11 protein-coding genes are annotated in these 19,632 nt (G+C 40.3%); 8 read left to right on the top strand and 3 right to left on the bottom strand.

Going from position 1 to position 19,632, the window contains the following annotated elements; genetic code table 11:
* Positions 1-136 precede the first annotated feature (136 nt).
* From FE392_RS08885 to FE392_RS08870, 4 genes are all read left to right on the top strand, one after another.
* A complete protein-coding gene (locus tag FE392_RS08885; protein WP_319929872.1) occupies positions 137-1,774 on the top strand; it encodes an ABC transporter substrate-binding protein in 1,638 nt (545 codons plus the stop codon).
* A 47-nt stretch (positions 1,775-1,821) separates the two neighbouring features.
* Complete coding sequence (locus FE392_RS08880; protein WP_439153474.1) at positions 1,822-3,456, top strand: ABC transporter substrate-binding protein; 1,635 nt, start codon at positions 1,822-1,824, stop codon at positions 3,454-3,456.
* Between the two features lie 100 nt (positions 3,457-3,556).
* Positions 3,557-5,191: an ABC transporter substrate-binding protein gene (locus FE392_RS08875; protein WP_319929871.1), complete on the top strand. Its 1,635-nt coding sequence runs from the start codon at positions 3,557-3,559 to the stop codon at positions 5,189-5,191.
* Between the two features lie 70 nt (positions 5,192-5,261).
* Positions 5,262-6,911, top strand: a complete 1,650-nt coding sequence (locus tag FE392_RS08870) for an ABC transporter substrate-binding protein (protein WP_319929870.1) — start codon at positions 5,262-5,264, stop codon at positions 6,909-6,911.
* A 109-nt stretch (positions 6,912-7,020) separates the two neighbouring features.
* On the opposite strand, the gene FE392_RS08865 is transcribed toward FE392_RS08870, so the two are convergent.
* Complete coding sequence (locus tag FE392_RS08865) at positions 7,021-7,464, bottom strand: VapA/VapB family virulence-associated protein (RefSeq protein WP_319929869.1); 444 nt, start codon at positions 7,462-7,464, stop codon at positions 7,021-7,023.
* Between the two features lie 1,039 nt (positions 7,465-8,503).
* On the opposite strand from FE392_RS08865, the gene FE392_RS08860 reads away from it, so the two are divergent.
* Positions 8,504-10,120 (top strand): ABC transporter substrate-binding protein, encoded by a 1,617-nt coding sequence (locus tag FE392_RS08860; protein WP_319929868.1) that lies wholly within the window; start codon positions 8,504-8,506, stop codon positions 10,118-10,120.
* A gap of 233 nt (positions 10,121-10,353) precedes the next feature.
* Here FE392_RS08860 and FE392_RS08855 read toward each other — a convergent pair whose 3' ends face one another.
* Positions 10,354-14,034 carry an AAA family ATPase gene (locus tag FE392_RS08855; RefSeq protein WP_319929867.1) on the bottom strand — a complete coding sequence of 1,227 codons (3,681 nt, stop codon included), beginning with the start codon at positions 14,032-14,034 and terminating at the stop codon, positions 10,354-10,356.
* Positions 14,035-14,051: 17 nt separating this feature from the next.
* Positions 14,052-15,269 carry an exonuclease subunit SbcD gene (gene sbcD / locus FE392_RS08850; RefSeq protein WP_319929866.1) on the bottom strand — a complete coding sequence of 406 codons (1,218 nt, stop codon included), beginning with the start codon at positions 15,267-15,269 and terminating at the stop codon, positions 14,052-14,054.
* Positions 15,270-15,561: 292 nt separating this feature from the next.
* Between sbcD and phoB the strand changes: the two genes are divergently transcribed.
* From phoB to brnQ, 3 genes are all read left to right on the top strand, one after another.
* A complete protein-coding gene (phoB, locus tag FE392_RS08845; protein ID WP_319929865.1) occupies positions 15,562-16,251 on the top strand; it encodes a phosphate regulon transcriptional regulator PhoB in 690 nt (229 codons plus the stop codon).
* Positions 16,252-16,448: 197 nt separating this feature from the next.
* Complete coding sequence (gene phoR / locus FE392_RS08840; protein ID WP_319929864.1) at positions 16,449-17,741, top strand: phosphate regulon sensor histidine kinase PhoR; 1,293 nt, start codon at positions 16,449-16,451, stop codon at positions 17,739-17,741.
* Between the two features lie 414 nt (positions 17,742-18,155).
* The gene (brnQ, locus tag FE392_RS08835) at positions 18,156-19,499 is read left to right on the top strand and encodes a branched-chain amino acid transport system II carrier protein (RefSeq protein WP_319929863.1); all 1,344 of its coding nucleotides are present in this window, start codon (positions 18,156-18,158) and stop codon (positions 19,497-19,499) included.
* The last annotated feature ends 133 nt before the right edge of the window (positions 19,500-19,632 follow it).

The raw sequence follows: 19,632 nt of genomic DNA, 5'->3' as shown, positions 1-19,632 counted from the left end.
TAATTAACTTCAAATTGCAGGAAGCAGCTTATGTTCTCCCCGCGTCGCGGGGAGAACATAAATGAATTTAAACGTACGACTAACTAGATTGCTCTTTAGATAAATAGAAATAAATACAATTGTGGGGTAATGAAATATGCGGAAAGCAATAAATAATAAAATAATAAATGATAAAAAAATAACACTATTATCTTGTGTCATTGCATTAATGTGGGGAAATGTTTCATTATCCTACGCAGCGGTTGTGCCAGAAGGAACACAACTAGCTGAAAAACAGGAAATTGTAAGAAATAATGGCTCAGAACCGGCTTCTTTGGATGTGCATAAAGTTGAAAGTGATACTGAACTTAATATTATCAGTGACTTCTTTGATGGTTTGGTTTATCTCGATCAAAAAAGTGAAATCAGACCAAGGCTGGCAACCAGCTGGGAAACGAGTGACAACCAAAACTGGGTCTTTCACCTGAGAAAAGGCGCGAAATGGTCTGATGGTTCGCCGATTACTGCCCATGATGTGGTCTTTAGCTGGCGGCGTTTAATCGACCCAGCAACCGGCGCAGCTTATGGTAATTACTTTGTGAATGCGTCAGTGGTCAATGCCGATGATGTATTGCAAGGTAAGAAAAAACCGGAAGAGCTTGGAGTGAAGGCGTTGGATGATTTTACACTGGAAGTAAAATTAGATAAGCCTGTCGGGGACTTTTTGCTGATGCTGACTCATCCCAGCACAGTGCCGGTAAGCGAAAATGCTGTAAAAAAATATGGCGATAAATGGATAAGGCCGGAAAACTTTGTTAGCAGTGGGGCATTTAAATTATCTGAATGGGTGATTAATGAGAGAGTGGTCGGGGTTAGAAACCCGCAATATTGGGATGATAAAAATACCGTTATTAATAAAGTTACTTATCTGGCGCTAGTATCTGATAAATCAGATTTAAATCGTTATCTGGCAGGTGAAATTGATATTACCCTGACCATTCCCTTGGATTCCTTTGCAGCATTAAAGAAAAAATACCCAGATCAAGTCAATATCTCTCCTAAACTCTCCACTTACTATTATGAAATTAACACAAAAAAACCGCCATTCAATGACGTCAGGGTGAGGCAGGCACTGAATTTAGCCATTGACCGGGAAGTGATTGCCGATAAAGTGTTAGGGCAAGGCCAAAAAGCGGCTTATACCCTGCTTCCACCTATTATTGGCGGCTTTTCTTTTCAACAGCCGGAACATGCTTCTTGGACACAAGAGCAACGTATTGCAAAAGCCAAAGAATTATTAAACGACGCTGGGTTTAATAAAAATAATCCGCTTAAATTTAATCTGTTGTATAACACGATGGAATCTCATAAAAAACTGGCGATTGCAATCAGTTCCATGTGGAAAAAGAATTTGGACGTTGATGCTACGTTGCAAAATCAAGAGTGGAAAGTCTTGTTGGATAATAAATATCAAGGGAATTATGAAATTGCCAGATATGGCTGGATTGCAGACTATAATAGCCCGATGACATTTTTCAATATTTTCACAACAGGCCATACACAAAATTCATCTCTTTATTCAAATAAAAAATTTGATGAGTTGGTAGCGGATGCCGGAAAAACCAATAATAAATCCAGTTACCAGCAAGCATTGGATATCGTGACCCACGATGCACCAATTATTCCTATTTATTCATATGTGAATGCCAAAATGGTTAAGCCTTACATTGGTGGGTTTTATGTCGATCCAAGAGGATATGTTTTCACAAAAGAGCTGTATGTCATTAAACACTGAATGCAAATATACCTTTAATACTAAAAATAATGATGGAGAGCATTAAAATGCAGAAAGTAATGAGAACAATAACCACGAGCAAAAAAATAAAACGACTCTCTTGCGCCATTGCATTGATAATAGGAAATATCGCAGTATCCCATGCGGCCGTTGTTCCTCCCGGCACAAAACTTGCCGCGAAGCAGGAACTGGTGCGTAATAATGGTTCTGAACCTGCTTCATTGGATGTTCATAAAGTGTCGAGTGACGTCGAATTTCATATTATCAGCGATTTTTTTGAAGGTTTAGTCAGTGTTAATAAGAAGGGGGAAATTGAGCCAAGATTAGCAGAGCGTTGGGAAACCAGTGATAATAAAACATGGATATTTCATTTAAAAAAAGATATTAAATGGTCAGATGGCTCCCCCATTACGGCCCATGATGTGGTATTCAGTTGGCGGCGGTTAATTGAACCAGATACAGTTTCCCCTTATGGTAGCTATCTTGAAAATGCAGCAGTCGTGAATGCGGGAGATGTTCTGACAGGTAAGAAAAAACCGGAAGAACTTGGGGTAAAAGCGCTGGATGATTTTACACTGGAAATTAAATTAGATAGGCCTGTTGGGGATTTCCTGAAAATGTTGGGTCATCAGGTTACCTTTCCTATCAGTGAAAAAGCGGTCAAAAAATATGGTGATAGATGGACACGAGTGGGGAACTTTGTAGGGAGCGGGCCTTATAAACTTTCTGAATGGATCGTCAATGAGAAGTTGGTCGGTGTCAGAAATCCTCAATATTGGGATGATAAAAATACGGTCATTAATAAAGTTACTTATCTTCCCCTGTCTTCAGAAAAAGCCGATTTAAACCGCTATCTGGCGGGAGAAATTGATATAACTTTTACTATTCCAACCGACGACTTCCCGTCATTGAAAAAATCATTGCCTGATGAAGTGAAAATCTCGCCCAAATCAACGGTATATTTTTATGAATTTAATACTAAAAAGCCCCCGTTTGATGATGCCAGAGTTAGGAAAGCACTGGCTTTAGCCATCGATAGAGATATTATTGTTGATAAAGTAGTGGGACAGGGGCAATTACCGGCTTATTCGATGTTGACGCCAAATATTGGTGGTTTTGATTTCAAACAACCTGATTATGCTTCTTGGACTCAAGAACAGCGTATTGCTAAAGCAAAAGAGTTATTAAATGAAGCAGGGTTCAATAAAGATAATCCTCTAAAATTTGACCTTCTTTATAATACTCAAGAAGGGCATAAGAAATTGGCTATTGCTGTAAGTTCAATGTGGAAAAAAAATCTTGGGGTTAATGCAACTTTGCAGAATCAAGAATGGAAAGTGATGTTAGATAATATGCATCAGGGGAAATTTGATGTTATCCGGCGGGCATGGGGAGCTGATTATAATAGCCCTATGACATTTCTAGTTATGTACTCAACTGGACAAGTCAAAAATACATCTCAATATGAAAACAAAAAGTTTGATGAAATTTTGGCAAAAGCCAGTGAGGTTGGTTCTAAGGATTATTATCAAAAAGCATCCGATATATTAACAACAGAAGTTCCCTCTATGCCTGTTTATTATTACGTTAACCATAATATGGTCAAGCCTTATGTCGGCGGTTTTGATATTAATGTAAGGGGCGAATATTTAACAAAAGACCTTTATATCATCGAGCATTAATTGATTTACCTAATAAAGCCTGTACTAACAGGCTTTATTAACTCATCAGGATAAATAAGGAAATAGTCACGTATCATAAAAACAACAATAGGAAAATAAAATGCAAACACATTTAATAAAACTCATAATCAATAAAACCCTCAAAGCCTTGTCCTATTCTGTTGCTATTACCTTGGGAAGTTTAGCTTTATCCCACGCGGCCGTCGTTCCGGAAGGAACAAAGCTGGCAGATAAACAGGAAATCGTCCGCAATAACTTCTCAGAACCTGCCTCACTTGACCCACATAAATCAGAAAGTGAAGTTGAATTTAACATTATTCATGACTTTTTTGAGGGGTTGGTCTACTTCGATAAAAAAGGAAATATTATTCCCAGACTTGCTGAAAGCTGGGAAACGGAAGATAACAAAACATGGGTTTTTCATCTGAAAAAAGGGCTGAAATGGTCAGATGGCTCCCCAATCACAGCGCATGATGTGGTCTTTAGCTGGCGGCGTTTGGTTGAGCCTGACACGATATCGCCTTATGGCAGTTATCTCGAAAGTATCCATGTCGTGAATGCAAATGATGTTCTTCTGGGCAAGAAAAAACCGGAAGAATTAGGTGTAAAAGCGCTGGATGATTTTACGCTGGAAGTACAATTGGAAAAGCCGATAGCTTATTTCCTACAGGCATTAACGCATCCGACTCTGGTGCCCATTAGCGAAAAGGCGGTGAAAAAACAGGGTGATAAATGGACTCGGCTGGGAGCTTTTGTCAGTAGTGGCCCATTTACTTTATCCGAATGGGTGGTAAATGAAAAATTAGTTGGCGTCAGAAATCCCCATTATTGGGATGACAAAAATACCGTCATTAATAAAGTCACTTACCTTCCCATTACCTCAGATAAGGCTGATTTAAACCGTTATTTGTCCGGAGAAGAGGATATTGCCAGATCTGGCCCGCTGGAATCATTTCAATCTATCAAGCAGAAATTAGGCGACCAAGTTCACATCTCTCCGGGGCTGGCTGTTTACTATTATGCTTTCAATATGGAAAAACCGCCGTTTAATGATGTTCGTGTCAGACAAGCGCTGAATCTGGCATTGGACAGGGATGTGATTTCACAGAGAGTTTTGGGGCATGGACAGATTTCAGCCTATGATATTTTGCCACCGGATATTGGCGGTTTTGATTTCAAACGACCTGACTATGCCTCCTGGACACAGGAACAACGCATCGCAAAAGCGAAAGGATTGTTGAATGAGGCTGGGTTTAATCAAAGCAATCCACTTACCATTACCCTGTTGTATAACACGCTGGAATCACATAAAAAAATCGCGATTGCTGCCAGTGCAATGTGGAAGAAAAATTTGGGTGTTAATGTCGTTTTGCAAAATCAGGAATGGAAAGTGATGCTGGATACGATGCATCAGGGTAATTTTGAAATCGTCAGATATACATGGATAGCTGACTTTAATAGCCCGATATCATTTTTAGATATATTTTCCACTAAAAATACGCTGAATATACCGAAGTATAACAATAAGAATTTTGACGACCTTATTTTTAAAGCTAAAGAAACGAATGATTTTAAATATTATCAACAGGCGAGTGATGTTTTTAATCACTATGTGCCGGTTATTCCTGTCTATTATTATGTCTACGTGAAACTGGTTAAACCCTATGTTGGCGGCTTTTATATAAATCCAATGGGATATATATCGACAAAAGATCTATATATTATTCAACATTAATGATGCAACGGATAAAGAGTCTGTATCCGCAGGCTCTTATTATGATGGATTGAAATTGTAGAGAGAAAAAATGAAACAAAACAAAATAGAACAAAAGAAAATAAACGTTATGGTAAAGAAACCCATTCAGGTATTAACTTGTTCAATTGCCATGATATTGGGCAGCATGGCGTTATCCCATGCTGCCGTCATTCCGGCAGGAACTCAATTGGCAGATAAACAGGAAATTGTCCGTGCCAATGGCGCAGAGCCGGCATCATTGGATGTCCATAAAGTTGAAAGCGACGTTGAATTCACTATTATCCATGATTTTTTTGACGGATTGGTTTATACCGATAATCAAGGCAGTATCACACCCCGATTGGCAGAACGCTGGGAAACGAAAGATAACCAAACATGGGTTTTCCATTTGAGAAAAGGGAATCAGTGGTCTGATGGCACACCCATTACAGCGCATGATGTGGTATTTAGCTGGCGGCGTTTGGTGAGTCCTGATGTGATTTCACCTTATGGCAGTTATCTTGGTAACGCTTCTGTAATGAATGCCAACCAAGTGCTGGCAGGAAAGAAAAAAGCGGAAGAACTTGGCGTAAAAGCATTGGATGACTTCACGCTAGAAGTGACCTTAGATAAACCTGTTGCCGATTTTTTACAGATAGTGGCACATCCGGTTATGGTGCCGATCAGTGAAAAAGCAGTTACAAAATATGGTGATAAATGGACTCAGCCACAAGTATTTGTCAGTAGTGGGCCGTTTAAATTATCTGACTGGAAAGTGAATGAAAAAGTGGTCGGTGTCAGAAATCCCCACTATTGGGATGATAAAAACACCGTGATTAATAAAGTGACTTATCTCACCCTCGTTTCAGAAAAAGCTGAACTTAACCGTTATCTGGCGGGTGAAATCGATATAACCAAAAATATTCCTCTGGATTCATTTTCTCATCTCAAGAAAACATTGGGCGATCAAGTTCATGTTTCACCAAAAGCCAGCATTTACTATTATGAATTCAATAACAAAAAACCTCCTTTTGATGACATTAGAGTAAGGCAGGCATTAAGTTTGGCTTTGGATAGGGATATCCTCACGGGCAAAGTATTAGGGCAGGGGCAAAAACCGGCATATAACATCATTCCTCCAAATACAGGGGGTTTTAATTTACAGCAACCCGATTATGCTTCATGGACACAGGCGCAGCGCATTGATAAAGCCAAGGCATTATTGAGTGAGGCGGGTTTTGGGCAAGGTAATCCGCTAAAATTTAACCTTCTTTATAATACTCAGGAAATGCATAAAAAGATCGCTATTGCGGCCAGTTCTATGTGGAAAAAGAACCTTGGTGTCGATGTTTCATTACAAAATCAGGAATGGAAAGTTGTTCTGGATAATATGCAGCAGGGGAAATTCGATGTGGTAAGAAGTGGGTGGATTGGTGATTATAATAGCCCGATGGCGTTTCTGGGGGTTTTTATATCAAACCATTCTAATAATAGCGGATTATACTCAAATAAAGACTTTGATAATTGGGTGAAAAAATCCGGCGAGACGAATCAACAAGAAGATTATCAGCAAGCACTTGATCTCATAACAAAAGATACACCTATTATTCCAGTTTATTATTTTGTAAATACCAAAATGGTTAAGCCTTATATTGGCGGATTTTATGTAAACCCAAGAGGTTTTATCTCAACAAAGGATTTGTATATTATCAAACATTGAAAAGGGTAATGTTTAATCAGTTTCAAGCTGCAACTGAGAAAGTTGCAGCTTGAAAAAGCCTTTAATATATAAAGTGATTTTCAATATATATGGATATTTTTATCATTGGTTAAGACCAGGAGCCATGGCCGGAAGTTACACCTATCATTGGGCCACCGGTGCCAAAAAAGCTCCCCAAAGGTTTCCACACAACGGTATCGTAAAATACGATAATAATTCCTTTTTCGGTATCGGTTATATTATAAAGCGTGCCTTTCGTAGTCAGCTTATCCAGATCATTGGTTGATAAAGTACCAGTAAATTTAATGTGACTGACTGATTTTAACCCCAAACCCATGCCATGAAAATTTTTCCCAATATCAAGATGTAGATTAAGGCCTGTATATAAACCATGGATAGTCACATATGCTGTAGCCGAATAATTATTTTTATCTGATTTTGAATTTTTTTCTTTTATATCATAAAGCATACCTGTATTTAATCCTCCCTCCATGAAATTAGTGAGATGATTTACAGATTTTAGGCTATCGCCTTTGGGGGATGTGTTATTCATATGATGGTTCCTGTGTGTTTTTTAAGTCATTAATTAAGAAGCAGTAATATAATGAAATGCAGAATTTTATTAATAAACCTAAATAAAAGCGCTAAGGCATTAACCCCAGTATCCCACTGATGAATTCTAACGTTTATAGCCACTCACACGTAAACCTTCCATCAATATCAATTCCACATATTGATGTGGATATTGATTTTTTATTGCCTAATTTTAATTAATATATTCTTTTATAATATATTAGAATAGTTGCTTATTATAAAATTAATTTATATTAAAACTATAGCTTGATTTTAGTTGTTTTCAAAATAAAATTATATATTTTTTTAGTACTGGTTTATTCTGTAAATGATTAAGTAAGATAGATGATGTTTAATTATCATTTGTAAGGTAATCTCCTGGCGTAATAAACTTGATGTTATGCAAATAACCCTATGTTTATATTAACATGGTTACTGACTGTAGTTTAAGGTGTCAGTTTTGAGTACTTTTATTTGATAAATAAAGTTTACTGATTTTATTGCGTGGTAAAGTATATTGAGGAATATGGACATAATTGGGTAATATCCATTATTCCCTTATAAAATAAGTGTGTGGTTTTTATTGCTTGAAAAAATACTTAGTTGGAATAATATGTTACTTATAGAAGCCAGATTGTAAAGGAGATTTAAGCTAAAAATGTACCAGCCTTATGCTAATATTATATTGGCTTGCAGTATATTGTGGCATAAAGGATGAATCTCTACATTTTTCTTGTGAACTTTTTATTATTAATAGATTAATGACGATGGCACCATTTAAGCAGCAATTTGTAACTATAGATAGTTGTAAAAAATTACCTTTGCTTTTTTTTATGGTTATTAACTTTCGCCCTGCATCTTGAAACCCATTTAATATATTTTAAAGCAGGTTATTACTCATTAGATTTTGTTTAATAATGTGATTTTTTAATTAATAAAGGCGTTTTCTGTATAAATTAATTTTTGTTAAAAGACTGAATCCCGATAGAAGTGCTATGTATAATTATGGGAGATTTAACATGTTGAATAAAATTACCACCCTGAAAACACTAACTTACTCTATAAGTATAATGTTGGGGAGTATTACTGTATCTTATGCCGCTGTGGTTCCACCCGGAACACAATTAGCGGAAAAACAAGAAATTGTGCGTAATAATGGTGCAGAGCCGGCATCATTGGATGTTGATAAAGTTGAAGGCAATATTGCAATCAATATTATCAATGATTTTTTTGACACATTAGTTAGCATTGATCATAAAGGAAACATTATACCCAGATTGGCTCAAAGCTGGGAAACGAAAGATAATAAAACATGGATTTTCCATTTAAGAAAGGGAATTAAGTGGTCTGATGGCACACCCATTACCGCCCATGATGTTGTGTTTAGCTGGCGGCGTTTAACCGATCCTAAAACATTATCTCCCTATGGCAGCTACTTTGTAAATGCCTCTGTGGTGAATGCAAACGAGATTTTGGCAGGGAAGAAAAAACCGGAAGAACTTGGCGTTAAGGCATTGGATAATGAGACTTTGGAAGTCACGTTAGAAAAACCGGTAGGGTATTTTTTACAGATGCTGGCTTTTACTATCACGTCTCCGATTAGCGAAAAAGTCGTCGAAAAATACGGTGATAAATGGACTCAGCCTGAGTTTTTTGTTTCCAGTGGTGCATTTAAACTATCTGAATGGAGAGTCAATGAAAAAATCGTAGGTGTCAGAAATCCTTATTATTGGGATAATAAAAATACGGTAATTAACAAAGTCACTTATCTGCCACTTTCCTCAGATACTTCAGATTTAAATCGCTATTTGGCCGGCGAAATAGATATGACGTTTACTATTCCGTTGGAAAGTTTCGCATCATTAAAAAAACAAATTGGTTCACAGGTTCATATTGCGCCTATTCTTAGTACATATTACTATGCATTTAATAATAAAAAACCACCCTTTAACGATGCCAGAGTCAGGCAGGCATTGGCTTTGGCTTTAAATAGAGACATTATTGCCGATAAAGTTGTGGCCCAAGGTCAAATACCTGCTTATACAGCTCTTCCTCCCGGAATTGGTGGCTTTACATTTAAAAAACCTGATTATGAATCTTGGACGCAAGAACAACGTAATGAAAAAGCTAAGCAATTATTGAATGAAGCTGGTTTTAATAAAACACATCCACTCACATTTAATTTAGTTTATAACTCGTCAGATCTGCATAAAAAAATTGCTATTGCAGCAACATCAATGTGGAAAAAAAATCTTGGGGTTATTGCCAAAACACAAACTGAAGAATGGAAAGTTATGTTAAGTAATGAGCATCAAGGGAAATTTGATGTTGTCCGATTCGGATGGATTGGTGATTATAACAATCCAATGTCTTTTTTAGTTATTTTCACAACGGATCAGACAAATAATACGTCATTTTATTCAAACAAAGATTTTGACAGTTTGGTAAAAAAAGCAGGAGAAACCAATAAGCAAGAGGATTTTCAACAGGCTGTTGATATTCTTACAAAAGATATGCCGGTAATTCCTGTGTATTATTATGTCAATGCGATATTGGTAAAACCTTATATTGGGGGATATTTTTCTGACGCTTTGGGACAGACCTCAACGAAAGATCTTTATGTAATTAAGCATTAATATATTTATTGATGCAATTATCGAATGACCTATTTCACTGTGAGCCTGCTGATGCAGGCTCCATTAAGCGGATTATTGCAATGCCTTCTTTAATTCGCTTAAGTTTCCAACCATTTATTTCCAATCATTTCATTAGCTTTGAGCTATTCAAGCAGCTTCCTTCTGCTTGAGATATCACATATACACTATTCAATTGTATGTTAGTTCATTGTGGTGCTATTTGCGTTGGTGGGCTAAACCCGAAATTCTGGCGCTAATTGGCTGAAACCCAATCCATTCTTTTTTTCCACCTTGATTTGAACTGGAATGCGTTCTTTCAATGCTTCAACATGGCTAATAATGCCGATAGTTTTCCCGGAGGCATTGAGGTGATCCAAAGCATCCAAGGCGATATCAAGGGTTTCAGGGTCAAGTGTGCCAAAACCTTCATCAAGAAACAGGGATTCTATCTGTGTTTTGTTACTCACCAGATCAGATAAAGCAAGGGCAAGGGCAAGGCTGACCAGAAAACTCTCTCCGCCTGAAAGGGTTTTGGTATCCCGAATGGCTTCGGCCTGCCAAGTATCAACCACCTGCAATTCCAGACTGCCATTATCTTTGCGCTGCAAACAGTAACGGTCATGCAATTTTTCCAGACGTATATTTGCCAGATGTACAAGGTGATCCAGTGTTAGCCCTTGGGCAAAACGACGGAATTTAGCCCCATCAGCGGAGCCAATGAGATTATTGAGGTAACTCCAGTCATCATAGTTCTGTTGTGAAAGTGCAATTTGTGCCAGTAATGTCTGTTGCTGTTGGCGACGGGTTGCATCGTTATTCAGTTGTGTCCTGATTTCGCCTTGGTGCTGGTTGTTACGTTTTAATTGAACCGTAGCATCAGCCAATATGGCTGATAATTGCGGTGCGTCATGTTGCTCAAGCAATGATGGTTTGAGTTCCGCATGCTTCTGCAATGCAATTTCTGATTCATGTTGCCTTGTTTTGGCTTGCAATTGTTGGTGTTCAAGTTTTTCTTGTAACTGCTGTAATGTTTCCCGTTGTTCTGGCGCTAATAACGCGTGTTCAAAAACTTGTTGATCCGGAAAATCTTGTTGTAACAATCCCTTTCGGAAGTGCTCGGCGGCAAGTGTATATTCCGCTTTTGCGGCAGTATGACTCTTTTCAATTTCACTGGCTGCACCGGTTAATTGATTCATTTTATTTTGCAGTTGTTGCAGATGGGAAAGGCTGTGCTTGTAAGCATTTTCCAGTTCATTGGTTTTTTGTTGTAAATTTTGACGAATCTCTGAAATAGATTGATAACCAAATAAACGCTGACGTTCTTGGCGTGTCTGTTCCAATATCTGCGTTTGTTTTTGCTGCTCTTCATTTAGGTTGTGGCAATGAGTGGTTAGCTTATTTTTTTGTTTTTCCAACTCATCGAGTTTGCTTTGCAATCCTGCCAGCTCTTTTTGTAGAAATTGCCATCTTTCGCGTGAGTCATGGTAATTTTTCACTTCCTGTTCACGTTGTTGCAGCCAGTTTTCTGTCTCTTGTGGAGAAGGCAATGTGAAAGGAGTTAGCTGCAATTCATGGCTTATTTGCTGTGTGGTCGCTGAAAAATCCGCTTCTATCTGCTGAATTTCAGCTGTTTTTTCTGCCAACTGTTTTTCTGCCGCCTCCAGCCTGACCTTTTCCAACACGATCTTCTGCTCACATTCCTGATATTGCCCGCGGGCCAGTGTCAGCGTTTTTTCCGCTGCTTGGCAGGCTTTTTCTGCCTGTAATAGCGCTTCTTTTTGATGCAGGTATTGTTGATAAGCAGATTGTCTATGAGCGATAAAATCGTTGACCTGTCTTGTATCCATCGGCAGATCTATGAGTTGCAAAGACTGGCAATGGTGCTCCCATTGCTTGGTTAATTCGGCTAATTGAGCGCTGTATTGCTCAATATTTTGTTGTAATTGTTCGCAATGTTGCTGCTGAACCTGTTGTTTCTGTTGCAGTTCAGTGCGTTTTTCTTGCAATTGTTCAATTTGTTGACGCAGATTTTTTAATCGTTTTTCGGACTCTGGCAGGGCAATGGTCTGGTATTCATTGATTAAAGGGTGGTGAGTTGAACCGCACAGCGGACAGGATTCACCTTCTTTCAATTGTGCCCGCTCTTGTTCCAGACTGACGATCCGCTGCTCCAGACGAATTCGATTGTTGAGGTCGTCATAATGTTGCTGTTTTTCTGCGAGTTGCTGATTGAAGGTGGTTATCTGAGCAGGCAAAGATTGCACTACAGCCTGAGATTGTGTCAGTTGAGCTTGAGAGGCTGAGATCGTCGTTTGAAGTTGTTGGATCTGGGGCAGTAATACTTCAAGTTGATTTTGTGATGCCAGTTGTTGCTGATAACTTTCTAAATATTTCTGTAACTGTTCCAATGGGTGTTTTTGCTGCAAGTCAGTGAACAGTTTTTCAGCGGTGTTCAGAGCGTTATGTAATGTCTGGCTTTGATCTTGCTGTTTTGCCAATTCAGTATGTAATTTATTTAACTGTTCTGCTGAATGTGTAATTTCTGCGGTAATGTGTTGAGTATTTTGTGTGAGTTGGTTTATTTTTGTTTGCCGTTCATTTTGGCGGGCAAACAGCTGCTTCCATGCAGGTAGCTGACTCTCTAAATCGCGGTAATGGGGGTTTGCCTCATAATAGGCTTCCAGTGATTTTTGTTCTTGATTCATCGTATCTGTTTGATTTTTCGTAGCTTGGTGCTGGGATACGATGTCAGATAGCTCGCGCCTTTTCCCCGAAATTTCTTTCTCAAGTGTCAGCAAATCTTTTGATTGAATATCAATCTTATGATCGAGCGGCATAACTTGCTCAGAAATGAGCTTTTCCTGTTGCTGCTGATGGTGTTGGTGTTCTTCCCGATGTTTTTCCAGCAGAGTGAGTTGCTGCTCGGCGGGTTGCAGCAAACTCAATTGCTGCTGACGTTCATTTTCTATTTTTGCCCGTTGCTCTGTGAGCCGCTGTTTTTCATGCCGGATACGGTTTTGTGCATCCCATAATGGGCGGATTTTTTCCGCTGGCTCACTGGCAGCAAGCTGCTGTAATTGAGGTTGCGCTTCCTGAATGGCGTGTTCTGATTGTTGTAAAAGCAGTGTATTTTTAGTCAGTGATTGCTGGAGCTCATCCCGCCTGAACAGCCATTGCTCAGCAAGTTGTAATGCCTTGATTTGCTGGCTGAGTTGGGTTTCTTCTGTAATCAACTGCTGCTGCTGTTCTTGGTACGATTGCTGTTGCTCTGGTGTCAGCAATTCAATGGAAGCCGCTTTGGCTTGCTGGATATTCAGTTCAGATTGAGCATCTTTATGGCGCTGATAAATTTCCTGAGACAAAATGCCGTAAATTTCAGTGCCTGTCAGTTCTTCCAATAGATCTGCCCGATCTTTGTCTTGAGCATTTAAAAATGCAGCAAAATTCCCCTGCGACAACAAAATGGATTTGGTGAAACGGCTAAAGTCCAGGCCTGTTATTTCGGCGATTTTTTCTTTCTTTTCCGGGAGCTTGTCAGCCAGAATTTTTCCATCTTTTTTGAGTGCCAATTCTCCTTTTGGGGGCTGAAGTTTGCCGTCTGCCTGATTGCGGGCACGGCGCTGGCCCCAAAATGCCCGATAGCCAGTGCCCTTAACTTCGAATTCTACTTCTGCAAGGCATTCTGCGGTATGCCGGGTCATTAATTCGTTTTGAGAAGCAGAGAGAGTACCGAGCCGGGGTGTTTCATGGTACAGGGCCAGGCAAATGGCATCCAACAAGGAGGTTTTCCCTGCTCCGGTAGGGCCGAGAATGGCAAATAACCCGTTGCTGGCAAAAGGCTCCGCAGTAAAGTCGATTTTCCATTCGCCCTGCAGGGAGTTGATATTTTTCAGCCGTAAGCTAAGAATTTTCATGGCATATGTTCTTCGTATTATTGCTGAGAGATATCATCCAGCGTTTGCTTAAACAGGGTGGTCAGGCGTTGCTTCTGAGAAATGTCATCGATTTCAGCCTGTGCCAAACGTCGCTCAAAGACCTCGGTAACACTCAGTTCGGTCAGGGTTTCTTTACTTTGCTCAGACAGTGACAACTGGCGGGTATGTTTACTGCGCCGCAGCAGGATAATCTCAACCGGTAAACCTTCACACAGTGTCTGGATGCGTTTTTGAATGTCGTGCAGATAATCTTGAGTTGCCACTTCAATATCCAGCCAGACGGGAAGTTCGCCTTGATACATTTTGAAAGCCTGCAATTGCTCCTCTATTTGCTTCAGGTTGCCACGGATAAGTTGCATGGGTTGATAAAGCGGGATCGGCAAAAGTGTAATGCTCTCGAGTTTGCCCACATTAAAATCGACCAAACAGACGCTTTTTTCCTGACCCACTTCATCGAAACTCAGAGGAATAGGAGAGCCGCTGTAGCGTATTTGTTCTGATTTACCGACAATTTGCGGGCGGTGAATGTGCCCGAGCGCGATGTAATCAGCGGGCGGGAACGCCTGTGCGGGGAAGGCTTCCAATGTACCAATGTAAATGTCACGTACTGAGTCTGTGGTAGAAGCTCCCACGGTAGTGAGATGGCCGGTGGCAATGATAGGCAAAGGTTGGCCAAGTTTCTCCCGCAATGCGTAGGCTTGTTGGTAAAGCTGGTGGTAGTGTTCAGTAATGGCATCCTGCAATGCTTGCTGCTTTTGTGTACCGGATTGCCCAGCCTGGCTAACCATGATATCCCGCGGGCGAAGATAGGGGATCCCACAGAGGATAGCGCCGGCTTGACCGTCTTTGGTGTTCAGGATTTTTATTTGCTGTTCAGTTTCTTCGGTATCAACATTGGCAATCACGGTTGTATTCAGATAAGAGAGCAAGGCTTTGGATTCATTGAGAGTGGCTACTGAATCATGGTTTCCCCCAAGAATGACAAGCTGGCAGCCAGTTGCCTGTAGCGCCACAATAAATTTGTTATAAAGCTCTCGCGCATAACTGGGAGGAGAGCCTGTATCAAAAATATCTCCGGCAATAATCAGGGCATCAACATCATGTTGTACGATTTGTTCAATAAGCCAGTGTAAAAAGTGTTTATGCTCTGCGGCCCGATTCTTGGTAAAGAAATATTGGCCAAGATGCCAGTCCGATGTATGAATAATTTTCATGTTTTTCCGCCCGTGCCGGTTTTCTCTTAGCTACAACAAGTTTCTTAGCCATAACAAGCGCTAATTATAATGGGGGGAGGGAGGATGTCTTGCCTAATTTATTTCCGGATATTAAATATTCGTGCTGATTCGCATTAAAAATGAAATATGACACAGATGTAACATATTCCTTGCGAATAGGTTCGCAGCTTGGTAACAGAGAAATTATTGTTTTCATAAAATTGTCATAAAATTGACTCATAATAATATGGAGTTAATGTTGCTGACTTTTATGATATTGACAGGATTAACCATGGTTAAACGTATTTTGGTAGTTGAAGATGAAGTACCGATCCGTGAAATGGTTTGTTTTGTGCTGGAGCAAAATGGGTATCAGACCATTGAAGCCGAAGATTACGATATGGCGATAAAACACCTGTCAGATCCATACCCTGATTTGGTGCTATTGGACTGGATGCTTCCCGGCGGATCAGGAATACAGCTTATCAAGCAAATGAAACGGGACAACAATACCAAGGTGATCCCTGTCATTATGGTAACCGCCCGCGCTGAAGAAGAAGACAGAGTCCGTGGCCTTGATGTCGGAGCGGATGATTATATTACTAAGCCTTTTTCGCCCAAGGAATTGATTGCCCGGGTAAAGGCTGTTATGCGCAGAATCTCGCCTATGGAATCGGAAGATGTTATTGATATGGATGGGTTAATATTAGATCCAACATCTCACCGCGTTTCCAGCCAAGGGCAAGATTTAGAAATGGGGCCAACTGAATTCAAGCTTCTTCACTTTTTTATGACGCATCCAGAGCGTGTTTATAGCCGTGAACAGTTACTCAATTATGTATGGGGAACAAATGTTTATGTAGAAGATCGCACTGTTGATGTGCATATTCGTCGCTTGCGTAAGGCACTGGAAACCGGACAGCACGATAAAATGGTGCAAACGGTTCGTGGTACAGGATATCGCTTTTCCACCCGCTATTGATGGCCCGGATTCTGTTGTCATTGATGGGGAATAGTTGTCATTTCGGGTAACCAGAGCAAGGATTATTCGAGCTGCAATCAAAGATTTGTAATCAGAGATCTGTGGTAAAGGATCTACAGTCAATGAATCGAGTCTATAGTCAATGAATCGAGTCTATAGTCAGTGAATTATAGCCTTCTTATGCCGGAGAACATGGCGTGCTTGAGCGTTTATCTTGGAAGAAATTGGTATTGGGCCTTGTGCTTTTTTGCCTGCCCGCAGTGGTTTTGTCGCTGTTTATTGGACATCTGGCATGGTTGCTGGTCATTTCGTTATTTTCGGCTGTGGTGTGGAATGGCTATAACTTGCTGAAATTATCTGATTGGCTATGGCTGGATCGCAGTATGCTACCTCCGGCGGGGTACGGTGGATGGGAACCCATTTTTTATGGCATTCACCAAATGCAGCAACGCAATCGGAAACGGCGTCGAGAACTGGCATTATTGATCAAACGTTTTCGCAGCGGCGCAGAGTCTCTGCCAGATGCGATTGTCATAATGACTACTGAAGGCAATATTTTTTGGTGCAATCAGTTGGCTCAGCATCTACTTGGGTTTCGTTGGCCGGAGGATAACGGTCAGCATATTTTCAACTTACTTCGTTACCCTGATTTCAGTCGCTATATCATGGCGAGAGATTTTTCCCGTCCTTTATCCATCGAATTGAATAGCGGCAATATGGTGGAATTTCGCGTTATGCCCTATTCAGAAAAACAATTATTGATGGTTGTACGTGATATTACCCAAAAAAGATTATTGGAAAACGCCAGGCGGGATTTCTTCGCTAATGTCAGCCATGAATTAAGAACACCTCTGACGGTACTGCAAGGTTATCTGGAAATGATGCAAGATCAGGAGCTGGACAGTAAACGGAATCAGAAAGCCATCGGTACAATGCAGGAGCAGACTCGGAGGATGGATAGCTTGGTGACACAGCTATTGCACCTTTCAAAAATTGAAGCAGGGCCACAAGTTGACCTGAATGAGATAGTCAATGTTCCTGCTATATTAAAATTATTGCAGCAGGAAGCCTTGGCTTTGGGCAATAATCAATATGATATTGTGTTCAATGTTGATGAAAAGCTGCAAGTTTTTGGCAATGAAGAACAACTTCGCAGCGCCATGTCTAACTTGGTCTATAACTCCATTAAACACACCCCCTTGGGGACGCGGATCGAGGTTAATTGGCAAAGAGTCCCTCAAGGGGCATTGTTTGAAGTGAAAGATAATGGAATCGGGATCAGTGCGGAGCATATTCCGCGTCTGACTGAGCGTTTTTATCGTATTGATCGTGCTCGCTCGAGGCAAACCGGAGGAAGCGGGCTGGGGCTTGCGATAGTGAAACATGCGCTGCATCACTATAATAGCCACCTCGATATTTCAAGCACCTTGGGAAAAGGGGCTGTGTTTAGTTTTATATTGGCATCACGGCTTATAGTTTCTGAAAAATAGTTTCTGGCAAAAATAATTTTATTAAATAAGAAATAATTTAACGGGATTAAATGGTAACGAAACGGGCAAAAAATTAATTATTAATCAATATGGACACAAAAAGTACAAATCATATAGTGTGTATTCAGTGATAGATAACCATAATCACTGATTTTAAAATTTACTTTAGAATATTATTCTGGTTTTTTGTTTGACACTTGCCTTTTAGCGCTATAAAAGTTTTACTTGAGCTCAGTTGTTGGCGATTCTAGCTGTAATTACCATTATCATTCTGTATCTTGCGATTATCAGTGAATGTTACGTACTCACTGACTGTTAAATCAAAGCGCAGTCTCGCCAGTGAAAATTCAAGTATTTGCGATAGTTACTATTGCATATGCAATTCTTTTGGCAATAAATACATTAATAATTATTATGGCATACCGTTTATCATCTAAGGATATTTGGGCATTAGGTTTTATGACCTTTGCCTTGTTCGTTGGTGCGGGAAATATCATTTTCCCGCCTATGGTTGGTTTGCAGGCTGGTGAGCATGTTTGGACCGCAGCTTTAGGTTTTTTGTTAACCGCAGTCGGCCTGCCAGTTATTACCGTCGTTGCTTTGGCAAAAGTCGGTGGTGGCATTGAAGAACTTAGTTCACCTATTGGCAAAACCGCAGGTTTGATTTTGGCAACGGTTTGTTATCTGGCGGTTGGCCCTCTGTTTGCAACGCCGAGAACCGCGACCGTGTCTTTTGAAGTGGGAATTGCTCCTATTACCGGCGACGGTGATCTTCCTTTACTCATTTATAGTATTGCTTATTTTGCACTCGTTATTTTGATTTCGCTGTATCCAGGCAAACTGTTGGACAATGTCGGGCATATCTTGGCACCAATCAAAATTCTGGCGTTGGCAGTTCTGGGTGTTGCGGCTATATTATGGCCTGCGGGCAGCCCTATTTCAGCGGTCTCAACCTATCAAAACACGCCATTCTCAAATGGTTTTGTTAATGGTTATTTAACTATGGACACGCTGGCAGCGATGGTTTTTGGTATTGTTATTATCAATGCTGCCCGTTCCAGAGGCGTTAATGCTTCTTCTTTGTTAACCCGTTATGCGATGTGGGCAGGTATCATTGCTGGTTTGGGCTTGGCACTGGTATATCTTTCTCTGTTTAAATTAGGAGAAAACAGTGGTTCACTCGTACCTACTGCCGAAAATGGTGCACAAATCCTGCATGCTTATGTCCAAAATGTGTTTGGCAATTACGGCACTTTCTTCCTCGCGGTTTTGATTTTCATTGCTTGTATGGTTACTGCGGTGGGTTTGACTTGTGCTTGCGCTGAGTTCTTCAGCTGTTATTTGCCTCTGTCTTACCGTTCTCTGGTACTGATCCTGGGTTCTTTCTCCATGCTGGTGTCGAATTTGGGCTTGAACTACTTGATTAAGTTCTCTGCTCCAGTGCTGACAGCCATTTATCCGCCATGTATCGTGCTGGTATTGCTGAGCTTTACTATCAACTGGTGGAAGAACAGTACGCGCATTTTTGCTCCGGCAATGACGGTGAGTTTGTTGTTTGGGATTTTAGATGCAGTGAAATCATCTGAGTATTTGATTCACTTACTGCCAGAATGGGCAAAACACCTGCCTTTGGCTGATCAAGGCTTGGCATGGCTGTTGCCTACCCTGTTAACGGTTGCCGTATGTGGTTTTTACGACTGGGTTATAGGAGGAGCAAAGAAGCTCCCAAAGTATGAAATGCAGCATGAAGAGAAGTAGGTTTGAAACAGTTATAGGCCTCTTCATGTGTTAATTTAGTAAAATCTGCCGTAGCACCTCGCTCAATGCGAGCGGATATGGGTGATACGGATAATAGTAAGGGTGAGCATGTGCAAACAGCTCACCCTTATTT

The organism is Xenorhabdus santafensis (assembly GCF_033949405.1).
Lineage (GTDB): Bacteria > Pseudomonadota > Gammaproteobacteria > Enterobacterales > Enterobacteriaceae > Xenorhabdus > Xenorhabdus santafensis.
Note: the sequence above shows the minus strand (reverse complement) of the source record. Positions and strands in the feature narration are given on the sequence as shown.